At 70.3% G+C, this 19,492-nt stretch carries 20 protein-coding genes; 9 read left to right on the top strand and 11 right to left on the bottom strand.

Features of this window, described 5'->3' with window-relative positions:
- The 4 genes from katG to LX12_RS14490 form a co-directional block, all read right to left on the bottom strand.
- Positions 1 to 2,259 carry a catalase/peroxidase HPI gene (gene katG, locus LX12_RS14505; RefSeq protein WP_253655285.1) on the bottom strand — a complete coding sequence of 753 codons (2,259 nt, stop codon included), beginning with the start codon at positions 2,257 to 2,259 and terminating at the stop codon, positions 1 to 3.
- A gap of 186 nt (positions 2,260 to 2,445) precedes the next feature.
- A complete protein-coding gene (locus LX12_RS14500; RefSeq protein ID WP_253655284.1) occupies positions 2,446 to 2,799 on the bottom strand; it encodes a DUF8021 domain-containing protein in 354 nt (117 codons plus the stop codon).
- A gap of 24 nt (positions 2,800 to 2,823) precedes the next feature.
- On the bottom strand, positions 2,824 to 3,744 hold the full coding sequence (locus LX12_RS14495; protein ID WP_253655283.1) for an SDR family oxidoreductase: 921 nt from the start codon (positions 3,742 to 3,744) through the stop codon (positions 2,824 to 2,826).
- Positions 3,741 to 4,529, bottom strand: coding sequence for an SDR family oxidoreductase (locus LX12_RS14490; RefSeq protein ID WP_253655282.1), 789 nt, complete (start codon positions 4,527 to 4,529; stop codon positions 3,741 to 3,743). Before LX12_RS14490 ends, LX12_RS14495 begins: the two co-directional genes overlap by 4 nt.
- Positions 4,530 to 4,611: 82 nt before the next feature.
- Here LX12_RS14490 and echA20 point away from each other — a divergent pair, with 82 nt between their 5' ends.
- From echA20 to LX12_RS14460, 6 genes are read left to right on the top strand one after another with little or no spacing between them, the layout of a single operon-like run.
- The gene (gene echA20 / locus LX12_RS14485) at positions 4,612 to 5,370 is read left to right on the top strand and encodes a (7aS)-7a-methyl-1,5-dioxo-2,3,5,6,7,7a-hexahydro-1H-indene-carboxyl-CoA hydrolase (RefSeq protein ID WP_253655281.1); all 759 of its coding nucleotides are present in this window, start codon (positions 4,612 to 4,614) and stop codon (positions 5,368 to 5,370) included.
- Complete coding sequence (locus LX12_RS14480) at positions 5,367 to 6,293, top strand: CoA transferase subunit A (RefSeq protein ID WP_308214016.1); 927 nt, start codon at positions 5,367 to 5,369, stop codon at positions 6,291 to 6,293. Before echA20 ends, LX12_RS14480 begins: the two co-directional genes overlap by 4 nt.
- A complete protein-coding gene (locus tag LX12_RS14475; RefSeq protein ID WP_253655280.1) occupies positions 6,290 to 7,063 on the top strand; it encodes a CoA-transferase subunit beta in 774 nt (257 codons plus the stop codon). The genes LX12_RS14480 and LX12_RS14475 overlap by 4 nt, the downstream gene beginning before the upstream one ends.
- 14 nt (positions 7,064 to 7,077) lie before the next feature.
- Positions 7,078 to 8,136 carry an NAD(P)H-dependent flavin oxidoreductase gene (locus tag LX12_RS14470; protein ID WP_253655544.1) on the top strand — a complete coding sequence of 353 codons (1,059 nt, stop codon included), beginning with the start codon at positions 7,078 to 7,080 and terminating at the stop codon, positions 8,134 to 8,136.
- 19 nt (positions 8,137 to 8,155) lie between these two features.
- Complete coding sequence (locus tag LX12_RS14465; protein ID WP_253655279.1) at positions 8,156 to 9,190, top strand: TIGR03617 family F420-dependent LLM class oxidoreductase; 1,035 nt, start codon at positions 8,156 to 8,158, stop codon at positions 9,188 to 9,190.
- A complete protein-coding gene (locus tag LX12_RS14460) occupies positions 9,187 to 9,948 on the top strand; it encodes a class I SAM-dependent methyltransferase (protein WP_253655278.1) in 762 nt (253 codons plus the stop codon). The genes LX12_RS14465 and LX12_RS14460 overlap by 4 nt, the downstream gene beginning before the upstream one ends.
- Here the strand turns inward: LX12_RS14460 and LX12_RS14455 are convergent.
- Complete coding sequence (locus LX12_RS14455) at positions 9,921 to 10,085, bottom strand: hypothetical protein (protein ID WP_253655277.1); 165 nt, start codon at positions 10,083 to 10,085, stop codon at positions 9,921 to 9,923. The two genes, LX12_RS14460 and LX12_RS14455, sit on opposite strands and share 28 nt — an antisense overlap.
- Positions 10,086 to 10,102: 17 nt before the next feature.
- On the opposite strand from LX12_RS14455, the gene LX12_RS14450 reads away from it, so the two are divergent.
- Entirely contained in the window at positions 10,103 to 10,849 is a 747-nt protein-coding gene (locus tag LX12_RS14450) for a class I SAM-dependent methyltransferase (protein ID WP_253655276.1), read from the top strand.
- A gap of 117 nt (positions 10,850 to 10,966) precedes the next feature.
- On the opposite strand, the gene atzF is transcribed toward LX12_RS14450, so the two are convergent.
- Genes atzF through LX12_RS14425 form a run of 5 tightly spaced genes read right to left on the bottom strand, consistent with a single transcriptional unit; the run spans position 10,967 to position 17,705 of the window.
- Positions 10,967 to 12,649 (bottom strand): allophanate hydrolase, encoded by a 1,683-nt coding sequence (gene atzF / locus LX12_RS14445; protein ID WP_253655275.1) that lies wholly within the window; start codon positions 12,647 to 12,649, stop codon positions 10,967 to 10,969.
- Positions 12,646 to 14,658 carry a 5-oxoprolinase/urea amidolyase family protein gene (locus tag LX12_RS14440; protein WP_308214015.1) on the bottom strand — a complete coding sequence of 671 codons (2,013 nt, stop codon included), beginning with the start codon at positions 14,656 to 14,658 and terminating at the stop codon, positions 12,646 to 12,648. The genes atzF and LX12_RS14440 overlap by 4 nt, the downstream gene beginning before the upstream one ends.
- Positions 14,655 to 15,284: an urea amidolyase associated protein UAAP2 gene (locus LX12_RS14435; protein WP_253655274.1), complete on the bottom strand. Its 630-nt coding sequence runs from the start codon at positions 15,282 to 15,284 to the stop codon at positions 14,655 to 14,657. The genes LX12_RS14440 and LX12_RS14435 overlap by 4 nt, the downstream gene beginning before the upstream one ends.
- 13 nt (positions 15,285 to 15,297) lie before the next feature.
- Positions 15,298 to 16,149: an urea amidolyase associated protein UAAP1 gene (locus LX12_RS14430; protein ID WP_253655273.1), complete on the bottom strand. Its 852-nt coding sequence runs from the start codon at positions 16,147 to 16,149 to the stop codon at positions 15,298 to 15,300.
- A complete protein-coding gene (locus LX12_RS14425) occupies positions 16,146 to 17,705 on the bottom strand; it encodes an amino acid permease (RefSeq protein ID WP_253655272.1) in 1,560 nt (519 codons plus the stop codon). The genes LX12_RS14430 and LX12_RS14425 overlap by 4 nt, the downstream gene beginning before the upstream one ends.
- Before the next feature lie 177 nt (positions 17,706 to 17,882).
- On the opposite strand from LX12_RS14425, the gene LX12_RS14420 reads away from it, so the two are divergent.
- A complete protein-coding gene (locus LX12_RS14420; protein WP_372505030.1) occupies positions 17,883 to 18,506 on the top strand; it encodes a TetR/AcrR family transcriptional regulator in 624 nt (207 codons plus the stop codon).
- Between the two features lie 54 nt (positions 18,507 to 18,560).
- A complete protein-coding gene (locus LX12_RS14415) occupies positions 18,561 to 18,848 on the top strand; it encodes a putative quinol monooxygenase (protein WP_253655271.1) in 288 nt (95 codons plus the stop codon).
- Positions 18,849 to 18,891: 43 nt separating this feature from the next.
- On the opposite strand, the gene LX12_RS14410 is transcribed toward LX12_RS14415, so the two are convergent.
- Complete coding sequence (locus tag LX12_RS14410) at positions 18,892 to 19,488, bottom strand: TetR/AcrR family transcriptional regulator (RefSeq protein WP_308214014.1); 597 nt, start codon at positions 19,486 to 19,488, stop codon at positions 18,892 to 18,894.
- Positions 19,489 to 19,492: the final 4 nt, after the last annotated feature.

Here is a 19,492-nt window from a genome sequence, read left to right as displayed (position 1 = left end):
TCAGCCCTTCACGACGTCGTAGCGGTCGGACATCATCACCTTGTCCCACACCGCGACGAAGTCGTGGACGAAGCGCTCCTGGCCGTCGCTGCCGGCGTAGACCTCCGCGACCGCACGCAGCTGCGAGTTCGATCCGAAGAGCAGGTCGTTGCGCGAGGCCTGGTACCGCGTCTCGCCGGTCGCCCGGTCGTCGAGGGTGAACGACGTCCCCGCCTCGTCGACCTTCGTCGCGACGTAGTCCATGCTCGTCACCGCGTCGAAGAAGTCGGTCGAGAGCGTGCCGACGCGGTCGGTGAACACACCGGTCGACGAGCCGTCGTGGTTGCAGCCGAGGACACGGAGACCACCGGTCAGCGCCACCCACTCCGGCGCGCTCAGACCGAGGAGCGCGGCCCGGTCGAGGAACAGGCGCTCCGGCGCGACCGACGACACCGAGTGGTAGTCCGGCAGCACGTAGTTGCGGAAACCGTCGACAACCGGTGCGAGCCAGGCGAACTGCTCGGGGTCGGTCTGATCCTGGGAGGCGTCGACCCGTCCCGGGGTGAACGGGACCGTGACGGTCACGCCGGCCGCCGCAGCCGCCTTCTCCACAGCGACGCACCCGGCGAGCACGATGAGGTCGGCGAGGCTGACGGAGGTGCCACTCGACTCTTTGATCTCCCGGAGCTTCGCGACCACGTCGACGGTGCGCGCGTTGACGTCCCAGTCCTTCTGCGGTTCAAGGGCGATGCGGGCACCGTTGGCGCCGCCGCGCTTGTCCGACACACGGAACGTGACCGCCGACGAGAACGCGGTGAACGCCAGGTCCGAGACGGAGATGTCCGAGTCCTCGACGGCCTTCTTCAGCGCCGCGACGTCCGCGTCACCGATGGCGGGGCCGTCGGCGGCGGGCAGCGGGTCCTGCCACGAGAAGTCCTCGGCAGGGACCTCGGGACCGAGGTAGCGCGACTTCGGACCCATGTCGCGGTGGGTCAGCTTGAACCACGCCTTGGAGAACTGGTCGGTGAAGTGGTCGAAGTCGGAGAGGAACCGCTCGCAGATCTCGCGGTAGACCGGGTCGACCTTCAGGGCGATGTCGCTGGTCATCATCATCAGCGGCTCGTCCTTGCCGGAGATGTGCGCGTCGGGTGTCCGCGGGGCGTCGGGATCGGTCGGGGTCCACTGCAGCGCACCCGCCGGGCTCTGGGTCTTCTCCCACTCGTAGCGGAAGAGGTTCTCCAGGTAAGAGTTGTCCCAGACGGTCGGGTTCGGGGTCCACGACCCCTCGATGCCGTTGGTCATCGTGTTCTCGGCGTTGCCGTTGCCGCGCGGGTTGTGCCAGCCGAGGCCCATCGCCTCCATCGGCGCGATCTCCGGCGGCGCGCCGATCTCCTCCGACGGCACCTTGCCGTGGCTCTTGCCGAAGGCGTGGCCGCCGGCGATGAGCGCGACGGTCTCCTCGTCGTTCATGGCCATGCGGCCGAACGTGATCCGGATGTCGATCGCCGACAGCGCGGGGTCGCCCTCCTGGTTCGGGCCCTCGGGGTTGACGTAGATCAGCGACTGGTGCGAGGCCGCCAGCGGGTTCTTCAGCTCGTAGTTCGCGTCACCCGGCTCGCCGACCCAGCGCGTGCCGTCGCGCTGCACCATCGCGTCGTAGGACGCGGGGTGGGTGTTGTCGATCCACTCCGCGCCCCAGTAGGTCGCGTCGTCGGCCTCCCACGCGTCGCGGCGTCCGCCGCCGAAGCCGTATGTCGGGAAGCCCATGATCTCCAGCGAGCAGTTGCCGGCGAGGATCATCAGGTCGGCCCAGGACAGCGCGTTGCCGTACTTCTTCTTGATCGGCCACAGCAGGCGGCGGGACTTGTCGGTGTTGCCGTTGTCCCACCAGCTGCTCACCGGGGCGAAGCGCTGCAGGGCCTGTCCGGCGCCGCCGCGGCCGTCGGCGATGCGGTAGGTGCCCGCCGAGTGCCACGCCATGCGGATCATCTGCGGGCCGTAGTTGCCGTAGTCCGAGGGCCACCAGTCGACCGAGGTGGTCAGGAACTCCTTGATCTCGTTCTTCAGCTGCTCGAGATCGATGGCCGAGAACGCCGCCTCGTAGTCGAAGTCGCGCAACGGGTTCGCGGCGGGTCCGTCGGTGTGCAGCTGCTCGACGCGCAGTCGGTCGGGGTACCAGTCCGACAGGGTCGGCTTCGACGTCTCGGCGCCGGCGATGGTGTTGCCCCCGAACGGGCACTTGCCCTCGAGGACCTCGGAGTAGTCGGAGTAGGCGGTCATGAGGGAACCTCTCGTCGGGCAGCGGGTCGTTCGCCAGACCACCGGCCGACCGGGTCTGGGTCCTCCTCCATTGATACGCACCGCAAACCACGAGGGCGACGAACGTTGTGAAGCTGCGGCCCACATCTCGATCCGGACACAACTGGAGGTCCGGCCTCCTCGTGCTCGGTCGGGGCTCCAGGGAGGTCAGCGGCGGCGCGGCAGACCGATCCGCGCCGTGATGCGATCGATCGCACCGGTCTCGTCGGCGTCGAACCGTTCCCGGATCCGCGCCGACAGGCCGAGAGGTACGTGGACGAGGAAGTCCGCGTGCACGCAGACCCCCTCGATCCCGATGCTCGTGATCTCCACCCGGCGGATGACGCGGTACTTCCGGCCACGGTCGAGGTCGCGGACGATCGCGGGTCCGCTCGAGCCGGTCGGGATGCCGTTCTCCACCCGACGACAGCTGTCGGCGAGGCGGACGTCGGTGACGTCGTGGCTCGCGAGCGCCTCGATGTAGGCCCGGGCGGCTGCGACGGTGTCTGGGGTGGCGGTCACCCGACCATCCTCACCGACGGGCAGTCATCGCGCGCCGTAGACCGGGAACGGGGCGGGCGCCTCGGCGAGGATCTCGGCGACGACGGGCCCGAGTTCCGCGGGATCCCAGCGGTCGCCCTTGTCGCGCTGCGCGCTGCGCTGCCATCCGTCGGTGACGGAGACCTTGCCGCCCTCGACCTCGAAGACCCGGCCCGTCACGTCACCGGACTCGGGCGACCCGAGCCACACCACGAGCGGGGAGACGTTCGCGGGGTCCATGGCGTCGAAGGAGCCGTCCTCGGGCGCGGCCATCTGCGCCGCCATGGCGTCGCCGGCGCTGGTGGTCATCCGGGTGCGAGCCGACGGCGCGATCGCGTTGACCGTGATGCCGTAGCCCTTCATCTCCGCGGCCGCCTGGATGGTGAGCTCGGCGATGGCGGCCTTGGCCGCGGAGTAGTTGCCCTGGCCCACGGAGCCGTACAGGCCGGCCCCCGAGGACGTGTTGATCACCCGGGCCTGACGCTGCCGCCCCGCCTTCGACTCGGCGCGCCAGTACTCGGCCGCGTGGCGCAGGGTCGCGAAATGGCCCTTCAGATGCACCCGGACCACGTCGTCCCAGTCGGACTCGCTCATCGAGACCAGCATCTTGTCGCGGAGGAACCCCGCGTTGTTGACCAGCACGTCGAGGCCACCGAACGTGTCGACCGCTGTGGTGACGAGACTCTTCGCGCCGTCCCAGTCGGCGACGTCGGCGCCGTTCACGACCGCCTCGCCGCCCGCGTCGACGATCTCGGCGACCACCTGCTCACCGGGCGACTCCCCGGTCGCGCTGCCGTCGAGCCCGGCGCCGATGTCGTTGACGACCACCTTCGCTCCCGACGCGGCGAACGCCAGCGCGTGCTCGCGGCCGATCCCGCGACCCGCCCCCGTGACGACCACGACCCGTCCTTCGTTGATGCCGCTCACGGTGTGTGGTTCTCCATTCGGTTGTCGGTGGTGCCGGCGTCGAGGAACGCCGGCCGCTCCCCGCCCCCGTGGACGGTGAGGCACGCGCCGGTGATGTAGGCCGCCAGCGGTGAGATGAGGAACGCGACCGCGTTGCCGACATCCGTCGGCACGGCCATGCGACCCATGGGGATGGTGCGGCCGACCGACGCCACACCCTCCTCGTCGCCGTAGTGGAGTATCGACTGCTCGGTCTCGACCGGACCCGCCACGACGCTGTTGACGCGCACGGTGGGCGCCCACTCGACGGCGAGTGACCCGGTGAGGTTGTCGAGACCCGCCTTCGCCGCGCCGTATCCCGCGGTGCCCGGGGACGGTCGGTGACCGCTGACGCTCGACACGTTCACGATGGACCCGCCGTCGGGCTGCTCGGCCATCACGCGTCGCGCCGCCTGCGCGACCACGAGGGGTGCGAGCAGGTTGAGTTCGACGATCTTGCGGTGGAAGTTCGGCGAGGCGTCGGCCGCCGGCGCGAAGGGGGCGCCGCCCGCGTTGTTGACGACGGCGTCCAGCCGACCGTGACGGTCGACGATGTCCGCGACCATCGCCCCCACGGCGTCGGGGTCGCGCACGTCGCAGGTGACGAACTCGGCGCCCGCGACCCGCGCGGGGTCGTCGGGTGGGCGCCGAGCGCAGGCGATCGGGATCGCCCCGAGGTCGGCGAGGACCGAACAGATGCCGGCGCCGACCCCGCGGGCGCCGCCGGTGACCAGGACGACGTGTCCCTGCAGACCGAGGTCGGTCATCCGCTGCCCCATTTCGCCGTCGGTGTCCCTGCTACGCTACCAAGCAAGTGTTTGGTTGGTAACCATAGCGAGAGGGACGCCCGTGCCCATCACCACATCGACGATCGAGCCGGGGATCGTCGCCGTCACCGTCGACTTCCCGCCGGTCAACGCGTTGCCGTCGGCCGCATGGTTCGACCTGGGCGACGCCATCCTCGCCGCCGGGACCGACCCGACGACGTCCGTCGTGGTCCTGCGCGCCGAGGGCCGGGGGTTCAACGCCGGCGTCGACATCAAGGAGATGCAGAACACCGACGGCTTCGACGCCCTGATCGGCGCGAACCGCGGCTGCGCACACGCGTTCGCCGCCGTCTACGACTGCAAGGTGCCGGTGATCGTCGCCGTGAACGGGTTCTGTGTGGGCGGCGGGATCGGACTCGTCGGCAACGCGGACGTGATCGTGGCCTCCGACGACGCGGTGTTCGGTCTGCCCGAGGTCGATCGCGGGGCCCTCGGTGCGGCGACACATCTCGCACGCCTGGTGCCGCAACACATGATGCGCACCCTGTACTTCACCGCGCAGAACGTCACCGCCGCACAGCTCCACCACTTCGGTTCCGTGTACCGGGTGGTCCCCCGGGAGGGTCTGCTCGACGCCGCGCTCGAGGTCGCACGTCTCATCGCCGCGAAGGACACCCGCGTGATCCGCGCGGCGAAGGAGGCGATCAACGGCATCGACCCCGTCGACGTGAAGACGAGTTACCGACTGGAACAGGGCTACACGTTCGAGCTGAACCTCGCCGGCGTCGCCGACGAGCACCGCGATGCGTTCGCGGGCACGTCGAAGGGGGCTCGCCGGTGACCACCTCGACCACCCGTCGCCAGACCGACAAGACCTCGACGCTCGAGGAGGCCGTCGGCGAGATCCGCGACGGCATGACCATCGGGATCGGCGGGTGGGGGTCCCGGCGCAAGCCGATGGCGCTGGTGCGGGCGCTCGCCCGCTCGGACGTCCGCGACCTCACCGTCGTGACCTACGGCGGCCCCGACCTCGGATTGCTCTGCGCCGCAGGCAAGGTGCGCAAGGCCTACTACGGCTTCGTGTCGCTGGACTCCCCGCCGTTCTACGACCCGTGGTTCGCCGCTGCGCGCACCAGCGGTTCCATCGAGGTGCGGGAGATGGACGAGGGCATGGTCAAGTGCGGGTTGGAGGCCGCGGCCGCGCGACTGCCGTTCCTGCCCATCCGCGCCGGTCTCGGCTCGGCCGTCCGCGAGTTCTGGGGCGACGAGCTGCGCACCGTCGACTCCCCCTACCCCGACGCCGACGGCCGCACCGAGACCCTGGTGGCGATGCCCGCGCTGGACCTCGACGTCGCGCTGGTCCACCTCGACCTCGCCGACGTCCACGGCAACGCTGCGTACACCGGGGTCGACCCGTACTTCGACGACCTGTTCTGCGCCGCGGCCCAGCGCCGTTTCCTGGAGACCGACCGCGTCGTCGAGACCGAGGAACTCGTCGAGTCCGTCGAGGTGCAGCGACTGCTGCTCAACCGCATGAACGTCGACCGGGTGATCCACGCCCCCAACGGAGCCCACTTCACGTTCGCGGGCGAGTACAGGCGGGACGAGGCGTTCCAGAAGCACTACGCGGCGTCGGCCGCGGACCCCGACTCGTGGACCGCGTTCCGCGAGCACTTCCTCGACGTCGACGAACAGACCTACCAGGAGCGCGTCGTCGAGTGGACGCGTGAACGGGCCGAGCAGAAAGAGGCGGCATCCGTATGAGCGATGTGCCCCGCGCCGAGACCTGCGTCATCGCATGCGCCGAGATCTTCTCCGGCGCCGGGGAGATCATGGCCTCCCCCATGGCGACCACACCGCTGATCGGTGCCCGCCTCGCGCGCCTGACCACCGAGCCCGACCTGCTCATCACCGACGGTGAGGCACTGATCTTCGCCGACACCCCCGCGGTCGGGAAGTCGGCGCCGATCGAGGGGTGGATGCCGTTCCGGAAGGTCTTCGACGTGGTCGCGTCGGGACGTCGGCACGTCGTCATGGGTGCCAACCAGATCGATCGGTACGGCAACCAGAACCTGTCGGCGTTCGGACCGCTGCAGCACCCGAAGCGACAGATGTTCGGTGTCCGTGGAGCTCCCGGCAACACGATCAACCACCCGACCAGCTACTGGGTGGCCAAGCACTCCACCCGCGTCTTCACCGAGTCCGTCGACATCGTGTCCGGCGTCGGCTACGACAACGTCGACCCCGACAACCCGGCGTTCCGGTTCCTGCACATCCACCGCGTGGTCACCAACCTCGGCGTCTTCGACTTCGGCGGCCCCGACCACACGTTCCGCGCGCTGTCGCTGCATCCCGGTGTGACGGCCGACGAGGTGGCGGAGAACACCGGCTTCGAGGTGGTCGGGCTGGCCGACGCGGGTGAGACCCGCGCGCCCACGGAGGAGGAGCTGTCGCTCATCCGCGAGACCATCGACCCGACCGGCCTCCGCGAGAAAGAGGTCAGGCCCGTCGACGCGGCAGGGGTGTCGCGGTGACCCGCGCTGCGCCGATGCGCACGCGGTTCACCGACCTCGTCGGGATCGACTACCCCGTGGTGCAGACCGGGATGGGCTGGGTGTCCGGGGCGTCGTTGACGTCGGCGACGTCCAATGCCGGTGGCTTGGGCATCCTGGCGTCGGCGACCATGACGTTCGAGGAGCTCGAGAAGGCGGTCGCGCGCACGAAGTCGTTGACCGACAGGCCGTTCGGCGTGAACATCCGGGCCGACGCCACCGACGCCGGCGACCGCATCGACCTCCTCATCCGTGAGGGCGTGCGGGTCGCGTCGTTCGCGTTGGCGCCGAAGAAGGACCTGATCGCGAAGCTGAAGGACAACGGCGTCGTCGTGATCCCGTCGATCGGCGCGGCGAAGCACGCGGTGAAGGTCGCCTCGTGGGGTGCCGATGCCGTGATCGTCCAAGGTGGCGAAGGAGGCGGCCACACCGGTCCCGTGGCGACCACGCTGCTGCTGCCGTCGGTGCTCGACGCGCTCGGCGACAGCGGGATCCCCGTCGTGGCCGCGGGGGGTTTCTTCGACGGACGTGGGCTCGCCGCGGCGCTGGCCTACGGCGCCGAGGGGGTCGCGATGGGAACGCGGTTCCTGCTGACCTCCGACTCGACCGTGCCCGATTCGGTGAAGCAGGAGTACCTGCACCGCAGCCTGAACGACACGGTCGTCTCCACCAAGGTCGACGGCATGCCGCACCGCGTGCTCAAGACCTCGCTCGTCGAGAAGCTCGAGGGCGGCAATCCTGCGGCCGCGTTGGCGGCTGCGGCGAAGAACGCCAACGACTTCAAACAGATGACCGGCATGAAGTGGACCACCATGCTGCGCGACGGGCGGTCGATGCGGAAGTCCGGCGACCGCACCTGGCAGCAGATCATCATGGCCGGCAACACCCCGATGTTGCTGAAAGCCGGTCTCGTCGAGGGCAACACCGACGCCGGGGTGCTGGCGTCGGGTCAGGTCGTCGGGATGATCGACGACCTCCCCAGCTGCGAGGAACTCATCCAGTCCATCGTGACCGGCGCGCGGGATCGCATCTCCCGCCTCGGCCCGATCGCCTGACGACACCGGCGGGTCCACGATGCGCGTGCACCTGCAGCTGACGGGGGATCCGCACGGCGTCGCCGACGACGTCGTCGCGCTGAGCAGGGTCGGCGTCGACGGCGTCTTCACGTTCGAGGGTCCGCACGACGTGTTCGCGCCGTTGATCCGGGCGACCGCGGTCGACGAGGCCCGTGACCTCGACCTCATGACCAACGTCGCGATCGCCGGACCGCGCAGCCCGCTGCACCTCGCACACATGGCGTGGGATCTGCAGTCCTACAGTGGCGGTCGATTCCGGCTCGGGCTCGGCTCGCAGATCCGACCGCACATCGAGAAGCGGTACGGCTCGGCGTGGGGCCGTCCGGCCGCGCGGCTCGGGGAGACGGTTCGCGCGATCGGGGCGATCTTCGACGCCTGGGAGCACGGCACACCTCTCGACTTCCGTGGCGAGTTCACCACCCACACCCTGATGCCGCCGAACTTCGTGCCCGGCCCCACCGGACATGGGCGTCCGGCGGTCCTCATGGGTGGGCTGGGTCCGGTGATGACCCGGACCGCCGCCGAGGTCGCCGACGGCCTGCTCGTGATGCCGTTCCACAGCCGTGCGCACCTCGCCGAACGCACACTCCCCGCCGTCGAGGACGGGTTGTCGCGGCGTGAGCGCTACGGTGCGTTCTCGGTGATCGGTCAGGCGATGGTCGCGGTCGGATCCGACGAGGGGTCGCTGCGCGCCGCCGTCGACGGTGTCGCGATGTTGATCGCGTTCTACGGGTCGACCCCTGCGTACCGGCCCGTCCTCGACGCATCGGGGCGCGGGGACCTGCAGCCGGAGTTGAACGCGCTGTCGAAGCAGGGTCGGTTCGCGGAGATGCGGTCGCTGATCACCGACGATGACGTCGCCACCTTCGCCGTCGTCGGGTCGCCCGCCGAGTGCGCCACGGAGATCCACGACCGGTTCGGCGGGTTCGCGTCGGAGATCTGCTGCTATTTCCCCCACTACGAGCCGGTTTCGTCGGATCTGTCCGCACTCGTCGGGCATCTCCAGGATGCGGTCGTACCATCGGCCGGGTGACCGACAGCCCCTCCCCGACATCGGCACCCCTGCACGCACAACGCGACCGCGCGGACTCCTTCGGGTCCGTGGCCGTCGCCTACGACCGGTATCGGCCGCGATACCCGGACGACGTCCTCGACGCCGTCGCCGCGCTCGCCGGTGGCGGTCGGGTGCTCGACGTCGGGGCGGGCACGGGCCTCCTCGCCGAGGCGCTCGTCTCCCGCGGTCTCGACGTGCTCGGCGTCGAGCCGGACGCGGAGATGGCGGGGGTCGCCCGGGCGAAGGGTCTGACGGTCGAGGAGGCCACCGCCGAGAGCTGGGATCCGGCGGGGCGTCGGTTCGCGCTCGCGACCTTCGCCAACTCGTGGCACTGGGTCGACGTCGACGTCGTCCTGCCGACGATGCGCGAGATCCTCGGTCGTGACGGCCATCTCGTCCTGCTCTGGCATGCCACCGCACCGAGCGGGCCGTCGAAGGACCGGATAGACGCCGCGTACGCCGCGTCGGAGATGCCAGGCGTGGTGGGACCGTCGGCGACACCGTCGATCAGCGACCAACTGCGTTCGGCGAGTTGGGATCTCGTCGACCACACGGCGAGCTCGGAGCGGCACCTGACCGCCGAGGACTGGCTCGACACCGCCTTCACGTTCTCGAACCACATCGTGCTCGACCCGGTCGTCGCCGAGCGTCTGCGCGCGGACCTGACCGAGGCGATCGGCCCCGACGGGCTCACCGTCACCGCGTACACCTATTGGATCGACGCATGGCCGGCCTGACCGCGAACCCGACGGTCGCCGATCGTGCACCAGATCCCGTCGACCGTGCGCTCGATTTCCCCGACCGTACAGTCGATTTCGTCGATCGTGCGGTAGATCCCGTCGAGCGGGCACCAGATCCCGTCGAGCGTGCACATGATGGGAGGGGGAGGTCGTGACCGACGGCCCGCTGCATGGTGATCGAGCGCTCGCGCTCAGTTTCGGGTCCGAAGCCGAGTCCTACGAGCAACACCGCCCGGACTTCCCGCCCGCGATGATGGACGTCGTCGCCCGTCTCGGCCACCGCGTCCTGGACGTCGGGTCGGGAACCGGGAAGGCCGCGCGAGCCCTGCTGGACCGCGGATGTTCGGTGCTGGCGGTCGAGCCCGACGTGCACATGGCGACGATCGCGCGCCGCAAGCACGTCGTCGTCGAGCCCGGGACCTTCGAGGAGTGGGATCCGCGCGGCCGCATGTTCGATCTGGTCACCTTCGCGCGATCGTGGCACTGGGTCGATCCCGAGTCCGCCATCGAAAAGCTGACCCAGATCGTCGTCCCCGGCGGCCATGTCGCGTTGCTCACCCACGAGGCGAGCTGGTCGTTGTTCGCGCACGAGCCGGTGAAGTCGGTCGTCGAGAAGTACGTCCGGCGCGACGACACACCCCGTCGCCGACCCACCGACGATCGCACCGTCGGACTCTTCACCGACGCCGGGTTCGAGGTCCGCGTCGAGGAGTTCCCGACGACCACCGTCGTCGACGTCGAGGAGTGGCTCGACGCGATGTTCACCTACTCGCGGTTCCTGGTGCTCACCCCCGAGCAGAAGACGCAGCTGCGCGTCGACCTCGCCGAGGCAGTCGGTACCGGACCGATCACTGTCGAGGGCACCCCGCGCGCCGTGATCGCACGCCGAACGCGCTGACCGCCCAGTAGACGGGATCTACCGCACGATCGGCGACATCGACTGCACGGTCGACGGGATCTGGTGCACGCTCGGTGAGGTCTCGCGCAGGCGAGGGGTGGTGGGGTCAGCGGCTGGTCAGCGATCGAGCCAGTGGTCGACGTCGAGGGGTCGTCCTTTCTCGGCCGCGTCGTGGGCGCAGGCGAAGCCGACGATCGACGAACCGTCGTCGAGGGTGATGGCGCCCAACCCCATCGGTGCCGGCAGTGCGGCCAGGAACGATCCCAGCGCCGCCGTCGACAGCGTCCACCGCTCACCACGGATCGACCGGCCGTTGACCTGCTCGGCGACGAGGCCGGGTTTCGGCGGGGTGGTCGCCAGTTCGACGAGCCGGTAGTCCGGCGAGGTGCGGAGCTCCCCCGACCACCGCGCGCCCCGCGTGGCGAGCTCGTGCTCGAGCGGCTGCCCCCGGAGGTGCGCGCCGAACACCGCGAGATCGACGACGTCGGCCACCGCCTCCGGCCACGACGGTGCGGCGGTCGGCTCGTCCCGGAACCGACGCGCCAGATCCACGACGACGGCATCGTGGTGTGCCGGCGCCAGGAACGTCACCCCGAACTGCGCGACACCGGCTGAGCCGTCGTCGATCTCACCCGCCGGGATCGCGATCCCACAGAGGTCGAACAGGTTGCAGAAGTTGGTGTACGTCCCCATCCGCGCGTTCACGCCGACGGGGTCGGCGGCGACGTCCTCGACAGACGGGTGGAACGGCGCCGTGGGCACCATGATCGCGTCGCAGTCGGCCACCGAGCCCATGGCGCGAGCCCGCAACTCCTCGACCCGACGGCGATCGGCGAGGAGGTCGACGGCCCGGATGTCGCCGGCCGCGCCGATGATCCCCGCCACCGTGGGGTCGAGACCGGCCGACTCGTCGGCCGTGGTGACGAACTCCCCCACCGCGTCGAACCGTTCGGCGACCAGTGCGCCGTCGTACAGCAGCGTCGCCGCGGCCAGGAAATCGTCGAACGGCACCTCTGTCACGTGCCACCCCAGACCCCGGCACCGGTCCACCGCGGCGGCGAAGGCCGCACACCACGGTTCGTCCATCGCGGTCAGCTCGGCCGGGACGGCGATCGTCGGGACCGGCGGCGCGGCGAGTCGGATGTCGGCCGGGAACGGCCGCGAACCGGCGGCTCGCGCCAGCTCCGCCATCGCGGCGTCGGCGGTCGCGAGGTCCCGCGCGAACACGGTGACGCAGTCGTAGCTCGCGCAGGCCGGTACGACGCCCTCGGTCGACACCGCACCGACCGTCGGCTTGATCCCGACGATCCCCTGCAGCGCCGCCGGGACACGCCCGGACCCGGCGGTGTCGGTGCCGATCGCGATGTCGGCCAGCCCGAGAGCCACCGCCACGGCCGAGCCCGAACTCGAACCGCCGGAGATGAATTCGGCCCGACGGCTGTCGCGCACGGCGCCATGGGGACTACGGGTCCCGACGAGGCCGGTCGCGAACTGGTCGAGGTTGGTGGTGCCCAGAACGACGGCCCCGGCGGACCGCAGCGCGGCGACGACGGGTGCGTCGGTCGCGACGACCGACCCGTACCCCGGACAGGCTGCCGTGGTGGGGAACCCCGCCACGTCGACGTTGTTCTTGACCGCGAGGATCATCCCGGCGAGCGGGCCGCCCGCGGCGATCGACGCCTCGTGGTCGCGACGCACCTCGTCCCGGGACCGCAGGTGGAGGAAGATCTCGGGGCGGTCGAGGGCGTCGAGGCGGTCGAACAGCTCGTCGACGACGGACCGCGAGAGGACGCCCGTCATGCCGTCGCCTTCGCCGCGACCGCGAATTCACCGTCGGCCGCCCAGCGCCGACGCTCCTCGGCACGCGCCGTCTCCATGCCCGCGCGGACGCGGGCGATGTCGTCGGCGTTGTCGGCGAGGAACGCCCGGTGGTCCGACAGCGCGAACGAGCCGTTCTCGATCGTCACGTCACCGCGTCCGGCGGCGACGTCGGCGCGCAGGTCCAGCAGTTCCTCAGCGCTCACCGGGTACCAGTGGATGCGGTCGAAGTGCCGCAGCAGCCAGGGGTGCTCGGGGTCGAAACCGGCTGCGCGCAGCGGGTGTCGGTGGTTCCACACCTGCGTGGTCCGACCGACGAACTGGTAGCCACCGGGTCCCTCCATCCCGTAGATGCAGAGGTAGGCACCGCCGATGCCGACGGCGTTCTCCGGTGTCCACGTCCGCGCGGGGTTGTACTTCGTCGTGACGAGACGGTGCCGCGGATCCATCGGCGTGGCCACGGGGGCACCGAGGTACACGTCGCCGAGGCCCAGCACGAGGTACTCGGCGTCGAAGACGACCCGGTGCACGTCGTCGACCGAGTCGAGCCCGTTCATGCGGCGGATGAACTCGATGTTCCACGGGCACCACGGAGCGTCGGCGCGGACGCCGAACATGTAGCGCTCGATGGCCTCCCGCGTCGACGGGTCGTCCCACGACAGCGGCAGGTGCACCGTCCGGCTGTCGACGACGAGGTCGTCGGCGGCGGGCAGAGCGGCCTCCACCTCGCGGAGCCAGGCCAGGACCCTGTCCGACGACCACACCGTCGGGTCCACCTTCACCTGCAGCGACCGGATCCCCGGTGTCAGGTCGACGAGGCCGCGCGGCCGGTGGTCCTCGATGTGCGCGGCGAGGGCGTGCACGCGCGCCCGCAGTTCGAGATCGAGTGTCATGTCGCCGTATTCGACGAGGACGTTGTCGTCACCGCTGCGGCGGTATGTCACCGAACTCTGGCCGTCGGCCGTCGCGTCCACGGCGAGGATGCCGCCGTCGTCGTCGCGGCCGGCAGAGACCACGGGCGCGAACTGCGCCCGCCGCGCCGCACCGAGGCTCGACGGGCTGGCCGCGGCGACCGTGCGCACCGGCACGAACCGCACCGTGTCACCGGCTTTCAGCTGACCGAGCTTCCACCGGTCGGCCGTGGTGACCGTGATGGGACAGACGAACCCGCCGAGGCTCGGGCCGTCCGGACCGAGGAGGATCGGTGTGTCACCGGTGAAGTCGAGCGCGCCGACGGAGTAGGCGGTGTCGTGGATGTTCGACGGGTGCAGGCCCGCCTCCCCACCGTCCGGCCGCGCCCACGTCGGCTTCGGCCCGATGAGGCGGACACCGGTGCGGTCGGAGTTGAAGTGCACCTCGTAGTCGGTGTCCAACAGCGTCGCGATGTCGTCGTCGGTGAAGAACTCCGGCGCGCCGTGCGGGCCCATGGTCACCGCGAGCTGCCACGCGTTGCCGATCGCCGGGAACTCGTCGAACTGCAGCCGACGTGGCGTCGACGTCTCGGCGGATCCGAGTTCCAGCGGGTCGCCGTCGACGAGAGCCCGACCGTCGAGGCCGCCGAAACGCCCCAGCCCGAATGTCGCTGCACTGCCGAGGTACTCCTGCGCCATCAACCCACCGGCGACGGCGACGTACACCCGCATGCCGACGGCTCCGACCGGTCCCACGTCGAGGACGTCCCCGCGTCGGACCTCCACCGGGACACCCTGCGCCACAGTGCGACCGGAACCAGCCTCGGGTGTCACGGTGACCAGGACCGGCGCGCCCGTCACGGCGACGACGGCCGGCGCGGTGAACCCCAGGCGGGGACCGAGAAGGGTGGCCTCCAACGCCGGGACACCCTCCGGGTTGCCGACCGCGATGTTGGCGAGGCGGAACGACAGGTCGTCCATCGGCCCCGAGGGCGGTACCCCGACACCCCAGTACCCGATCCGACCCGGCCAGTCCTGGATGGTCGTCATGGGTCCCGCGCGCAGCACCTCGATGGTCACGACGCCGCCCCGCGGACCACGACGCGGACCGACGTGGGGTCGAACCCGTTGCACGGGTTGTTGATCTGCGGGCAGTTCGAGATCAGCACGAGCGTGTCGATCTCGGCGCGCAGCGTCACCGACTTCCCTGGCGCCGACAGGCCGTCGACGATGCCCAGGGTGCCGTCGGGGTCGACGGGCACGTTCATGAAGAAGTTGACGTTGCCGACGATGTCGGCCTTGCCCAGACCGTGGCGCGCGCCCTCGGCGAGGAAGTTCTCGACGCAGGCGTGCTGGTGCTTGGTGTGGTGGCCGTAGCGCAGGGTGTTCGACTCCTGCGAGCAGGCGCCGCCGAGGGTGTCGTGGTTGCCGACCTCGTCGTCGACGATCGTCATCATCGGCCGTGACTCCTGGTCACGGATGACCGTCCCGGTGGTGAGGAAGATCGATCGCTGCGCGGCGATGGTCGCCTGCGCCGAGTAGCGGACCGTGTGGTTGTGCGCGCCGTAGAACAGCGTGTCGACGGCCTGGTTCCCGTGCAGGTCGATCAATTCGACGGTCGCGCCCGCGGGCACGACGCCGGACCACGGTGCGCGCGGGCCGATCTCGACGTCGAGGAGGACGTCGGGGGCGAGTGTGCTGGTCATCGTGTCTCCTGGCTCAGGGGTGGGCGGCGGCGAACACGTCTTCCGAGTTCGCCACCGCGCGGGCGTATTCGGGGTCGGTGTCGCCGGCCGTGCGGACGAGGTCGGTGAGGTCGTCGTGCGCCGACCAGGCCAGCACCTCCACCGGGCCGACGTCGAAGGTCGGCGAGTCGTCGAGCGGGTGGGCTGTGTCGACCACGGCGACGACGCACGGCAGGTGCAGGACGAGGTCGACGTGGCGACCGGGTCCTGCGGAGCCGGTGTCGACGAGGGCGCCGTCGTCGGCGACGCGGACCCCGTGGAAGAACGACAGGCTCGGCGGCACGTCGGCCGGCCCCATGCCGTGCTTGGCCGCGGCCAGCACGAACAGTTCCCGACCGGCCGGCGACGGGGACTCGGGCTCCCCCGCCCCGTAGCGGGCCGTGTTCGACGCGATGGTCGTGGTGCCGCACAGCGCGTCGTGGTGGCCGGACGTGTCGGCGACGACGGTCGCCAGGACCCGGCCCTGGTCGGTGAGCAGCGGGTGTCCCGCGCCCAGGTAGGCCTGCCACGGCACCTTCACGGTGTCGGCGACGCTCAGACGCTCCCACGGGGCGTCGGAGCGCCACAGCAGCACGTGGGCGCACGCCGTGCCGGTCACGTCGGTGAGGCGCAGGCGCGTCCCACGTCCGAGCACCTTCACCGTGTACCGGCCGCCGGGCACGGTCTCGGCCCAGGTGAGCCGACTCGCGTCGACCCCCTCCGGCGGTGTGGGCCAGTCCGAGGCCGGCACCACCGGCATCGGCCCGTCGGCCTGCGCGGCCTGGGCGCGGGCGTGGGCCCGGGCGCCGGCCGTGGACGCGGTCTGCTCATCGTGCGTCACGCTCATCGGGCCACCGCCGTCGCGGTCGTGGTGCTCACGGGACGGGCCGACCGCACGCGCAGGTAGGCGAGCGCGCCGACCACCAGGGTGCCCGCGGTGAAGATGATCGCGAAGTAGTGCAGGAACCACGAGGTGCCGTCGGGGTCGTAGACCTCCTGGCGCGGCCACGCGATGTTCACCATGAGGGCGGCACCCATCACCACCGCGATCGCGTTGACGAGGATGCCCCAGCGGCCCAGCGAGAAGACGCCGGGCCCGAAATCCAGACGGCGCCCACGGATCCGGTGCACCAGCGCGGGCACGGTCACCATGAGGTAGGCGATGTAGACGATGACCACCGACACGCTGGTGATCGCGGCGAACACCCCCGCCTGCCCGAGGTTGACCAGCAGCACGACGATGGCGAGGACGCTCACCACGACGCCGGTGTTGATGGGCGTCCCGGTGCGCGGGTTGACGCGGGCGAGGAACTCGGAGAACGGGAGTCGACCGTCGCGGGCCATCGAGAACATCACCCGCGAGGCCGAGGCCTGGATGGCGAGGGTGGCCGAGAAGATCGCGATCGCGACGATGGCCAGCAGCGTGCGGCCCATCCACGTGTCGAGCTGGCTGGTGATCACGTAGGCGATCCCGTCGGCCGACAGTTCGGGCGCGCCGAGCGACGGCGCCGCCATCAGCGTCGCGAGGATCATCAACCCACCCCCGACGAAGGAGACGAGCAGCGCCAGGATGATCGCCTTCGGCGCGGTGCGGCGGGGATCGGTGGTCTCCTCCGACAGCTCGGCGGCCGAGTCGAAGCCGTACATCACGTAGGCGGCCATGAGCATCGAGGCGAGGAACGCCGGGACGTATCCGAGACCGGAGCCGTGGCCGCCGGTGTCGGCGACCGCGGCGACCGGGTTGCGCTCGGCGTGGGCGAACATCAGGCCGACGAGCAGGATGACGCCGATGATCTCGATGCTGACCCCGATCACGGTGACCTTGCCCATGAACGACACCCCGATCGCACTGATCAGCGTGCACAGCGCGATGGTGATGGTGCCGAGGATGATCGCGTTGGTGGCACCGGAGACCGTCGTGAGCCCGGTGTCGGTGCCGACGAGCTGGAATCCCGACCAGATCGACGGCAGCACACTCTGCATGGCGATCGCCAGCGCGGCGACGGAGACGATGTAACCGACCAGCATGAACCAACCCGCGAACCATCCGACGGTCTCGCCGGCCAGACGACGCGACCACTGGTAGACGGCGCCGGCGACGGGGAACTTGCCCGACAGCTCGGCGAACACCAGGCAGACGCAGAACTGGCAGACGAAGACGATCGGCCAGGTGAGGAAGAACGCCGGACCGCCCAGACCGAAGCCCAGGGCGAACAGTGCGAACACCGTCGTGAGGATGGACACGAACGAGAACCCTGCGGCGAACGCGGCGTAGGACCCGATGCCGCGGTGCAGCTGCTGGGTGTAGCCGAGTTCGGCGAGGGCGTCGGCGTCGGCACGCGACGACACGGGTGGGGGCGGCACGTCGCGCGTGTCACCCGCGCGGTTGTCGACTGCGGTCATGGGACTCTCCTGACGAACACGGGGATCAGATGCCGCCGCGTCCTCGGGGCGGTTTTTCTGTCGAGTGATCGAAAAGGTAGTGACGACGAGGTCCCGACGGGTTTCCGCTCTGTGAACGCTGTGTCAACGAGTGCTCACCGGGCGGCGGGGGCCGGTCGCTCGGTACCGTGGTCGCCCGTGAGCTCCGCACAGACGCCGGCCCGGGGACGCCCCCGCCTGATGCCGCGTCGTCGCGTCGGCGGGACGCCGCAGGACGAGATCCTCGACGCCGCCGGTGAGCTCTTCACCGAGCAGGGGTACGCGGGCACGTCGACCCGCGCGATCGCCGAGGCCGTCGGCCTGCGGCAGGCGTCGCTGTATCACCACTTCGCGACGAAGGAGGACATCCTCATCGCGCTGCTGCGCCAGACGGTGGTCCCCACGCTCGACGTCGCCCGCGCGCAGGACGTCACCCGCCCGGCGGCCGACCGACTGGTCGAGATCGTCCGCTTCGACGTGACGCAGTTGGTGACGTCCCGGTGGAACCTCGGTGTGCTGTACCTGCTCCCCGAGATCCGCACCGCGGCGTTCGACCCCTTCCGGGCCGACCGCCTCGCGCTGCGGGACATCTACCGGTCGCTCGCCGCCGAGATCCTCGGTGCCGACGCACGCGATCCTCGCTGCGCCCTGCCGTTCCGGCTCGTCGAATCGGTCATCGGGCTCCGGTCCGACGGGGAGATCGCCGCCGACGACGCAGCGACGCTGGCCGGGACCATCGTCGCCGCCGTCGAACGGATACTCCGCGACACCCCTCGCGGGTAGGGTCGCGACTGCGTTCGGCGATCGTCGCCGGACGGGGATGCGACGGAGGATCCGATGGCGGAACTGAATGTGGTGGCGACGATCTCGGCGAAAGAGGGCACCGCGGAGAGTGTCGGCGCCGCGCTGAAGAAGCTCGCCGAGGCCTCGCGCGGCGACACCGGGTGCATCTCCTACGAGGTGTACGAATCCGCCGCGACCCCCGGCACGTTCGTCACCGTCGAGCGGTGGGAGAGCCAGGACCACCTCGACGCCCACATGAAGGCGCCGCACGTCGCCGACGCGTTCGCCACCCAGGGCGACGCACTCGAGAACGTCGCGATCCATCCGCTGAAGTCGTTCTGACACAGCGGGTCTCACCCCGTCGCAGAGTGCCGACGAGGCCGCCTCAGCGCGGGGTGAGGCCCTTCAGCACGACGCCGAGGTACTCGTCGGCCACGCGCTGGGCGTCGAGCGAACCGCCGGGCCGATACCACCGCACCGCGACCCAGACGGTGTCGCGCAGGAAGCGGTAGACCAACTCGATGTCGAGGTCGGCCCGGAAGGTGCCGTCCTCGACACCGCTGCGCAACACCGTCTCCCACAGCCCGCGGAACTCGCGGTTGCGTTCGCCGATGTAGGAGAAGCGGTCCTGGGACGAGAGCCGTTTGGCCTCGTCCTGATAGATCGCGACGGCGTTGTGGTCCCGATCGATCGTCTCGAACGAGGCGACGACGAGGTCGGTCAGGGTGACGTCGGCGGGACGACCCGCGTCGACGATCTCGTGGTAGCGCGCGAACAGGCGGTCGAGGAACCCCCGCAGGATCTCGTCGACCATCGACTCCTTCGAGTCGAAGTGGTGGTACAGACTGCCCGAGAGGATGCCGGCCGAGTCGGCGATGTCGCGGACCGTCGTGGTCCGCAGACCCTGTTCGGCGAACATGCGCCCCGCGAGGTCGAGCAGTTCCTCTCGCCGCGACGAGCGGGAGGGGGCGTTGGTCGGCACGCTG

Source organism: Williamsia serinedens (genome assembly GCF_024171725.1).
GTDB lineage: Bacteria > Actinomycetota > Actinomycetes > Mycobacteriales > Mycobacteriaceae > Williamsia_A > Williamsia_A serinedens.
This window is presented reverse-complemented; position numbering and strand designations above follow the sequence as displayed.

Excerpts from the sequence above, each read along its gene's own strand:
- katG (WP_253655285.1), bottom strand. The coding sequence starts at position 2,259 with ATGACCGCCTACTCCGACTACTCCGAGGTCCTCGAGGGCAAGTGCCCG.
- LX12_RS14475 (WP_253655280.1), top strand. The coding sequence starts at position 6,290 with ATGAGCGATGTGCCCCGCGCCGAGACCTGCGTCATCGCATGCGCCGAG.
- LX12_RS14490 (WP_253655282.1), bottom strand. The coding sequence starts at position 4,529 with ATGACCGACCTCGGTCTGCAGGGACACGTCGTCCTGGTCACCGGCGGC.
- LX12_RS14435 (WP_253655274.1), bottom strand. The coding sequence starts at position 15,284 with ATGACCAGCACACTCGCCCCCGACGTCCTCCTCGACGTCGAGATCGGC.
- LX12_RS14430 (WP_253655273.1), bottom strand. The coding sequence starts at position 16,149 with ATGAGCGTGACGCACGATGAGCAGACCGCGTCCACGGCCGGCGCCCGG.
- LX12_RS14425 (WP_253655272.1), bottom strand. The coding sequence starts at position 17,705 with ATGACCGCAGTCGACAACCGCGCGGGTGACACGCGCGACGTGCCGCCC.
- LX12_RS14465 (WP_253655279.1), top strand. The coding sequence starts at position 8,156 with ATGCGCGTGCACCTGCAGCTGACGGGGGATCCGCACGGCGTCGCCGAC.
- LX12_RS14415 (WP_253655271.1), top strand. The coding sequence starts at position 18,561 with ATGGCGGAACTGAATGTGGTGGCGACGATCTCGGCGAAAGAGGGCACC.
- LX12_RS14470 (WP_253655544.1), top strand. The coding sequence starts at position 7,078 with ATGCGCACGCGGTTCACCGACCTCGTCGGGATCGACTACCCCGTGGTG.
- LX12_RS14455 (WP_253655277.1), bottom strand. The coding sequence starts at position 10,085 with ATGTGCACGCTCGACGGGATCTGGTGCCCGCTCGACGGGATCTACCGC.
- atzF (WP_253655275.1), bottom strand. The coding sequence starts at position 12,649 with ATGACGGGCGTCCTCTCGCGGTCCGTCGTCGACGAGCTGTTCGACCGC.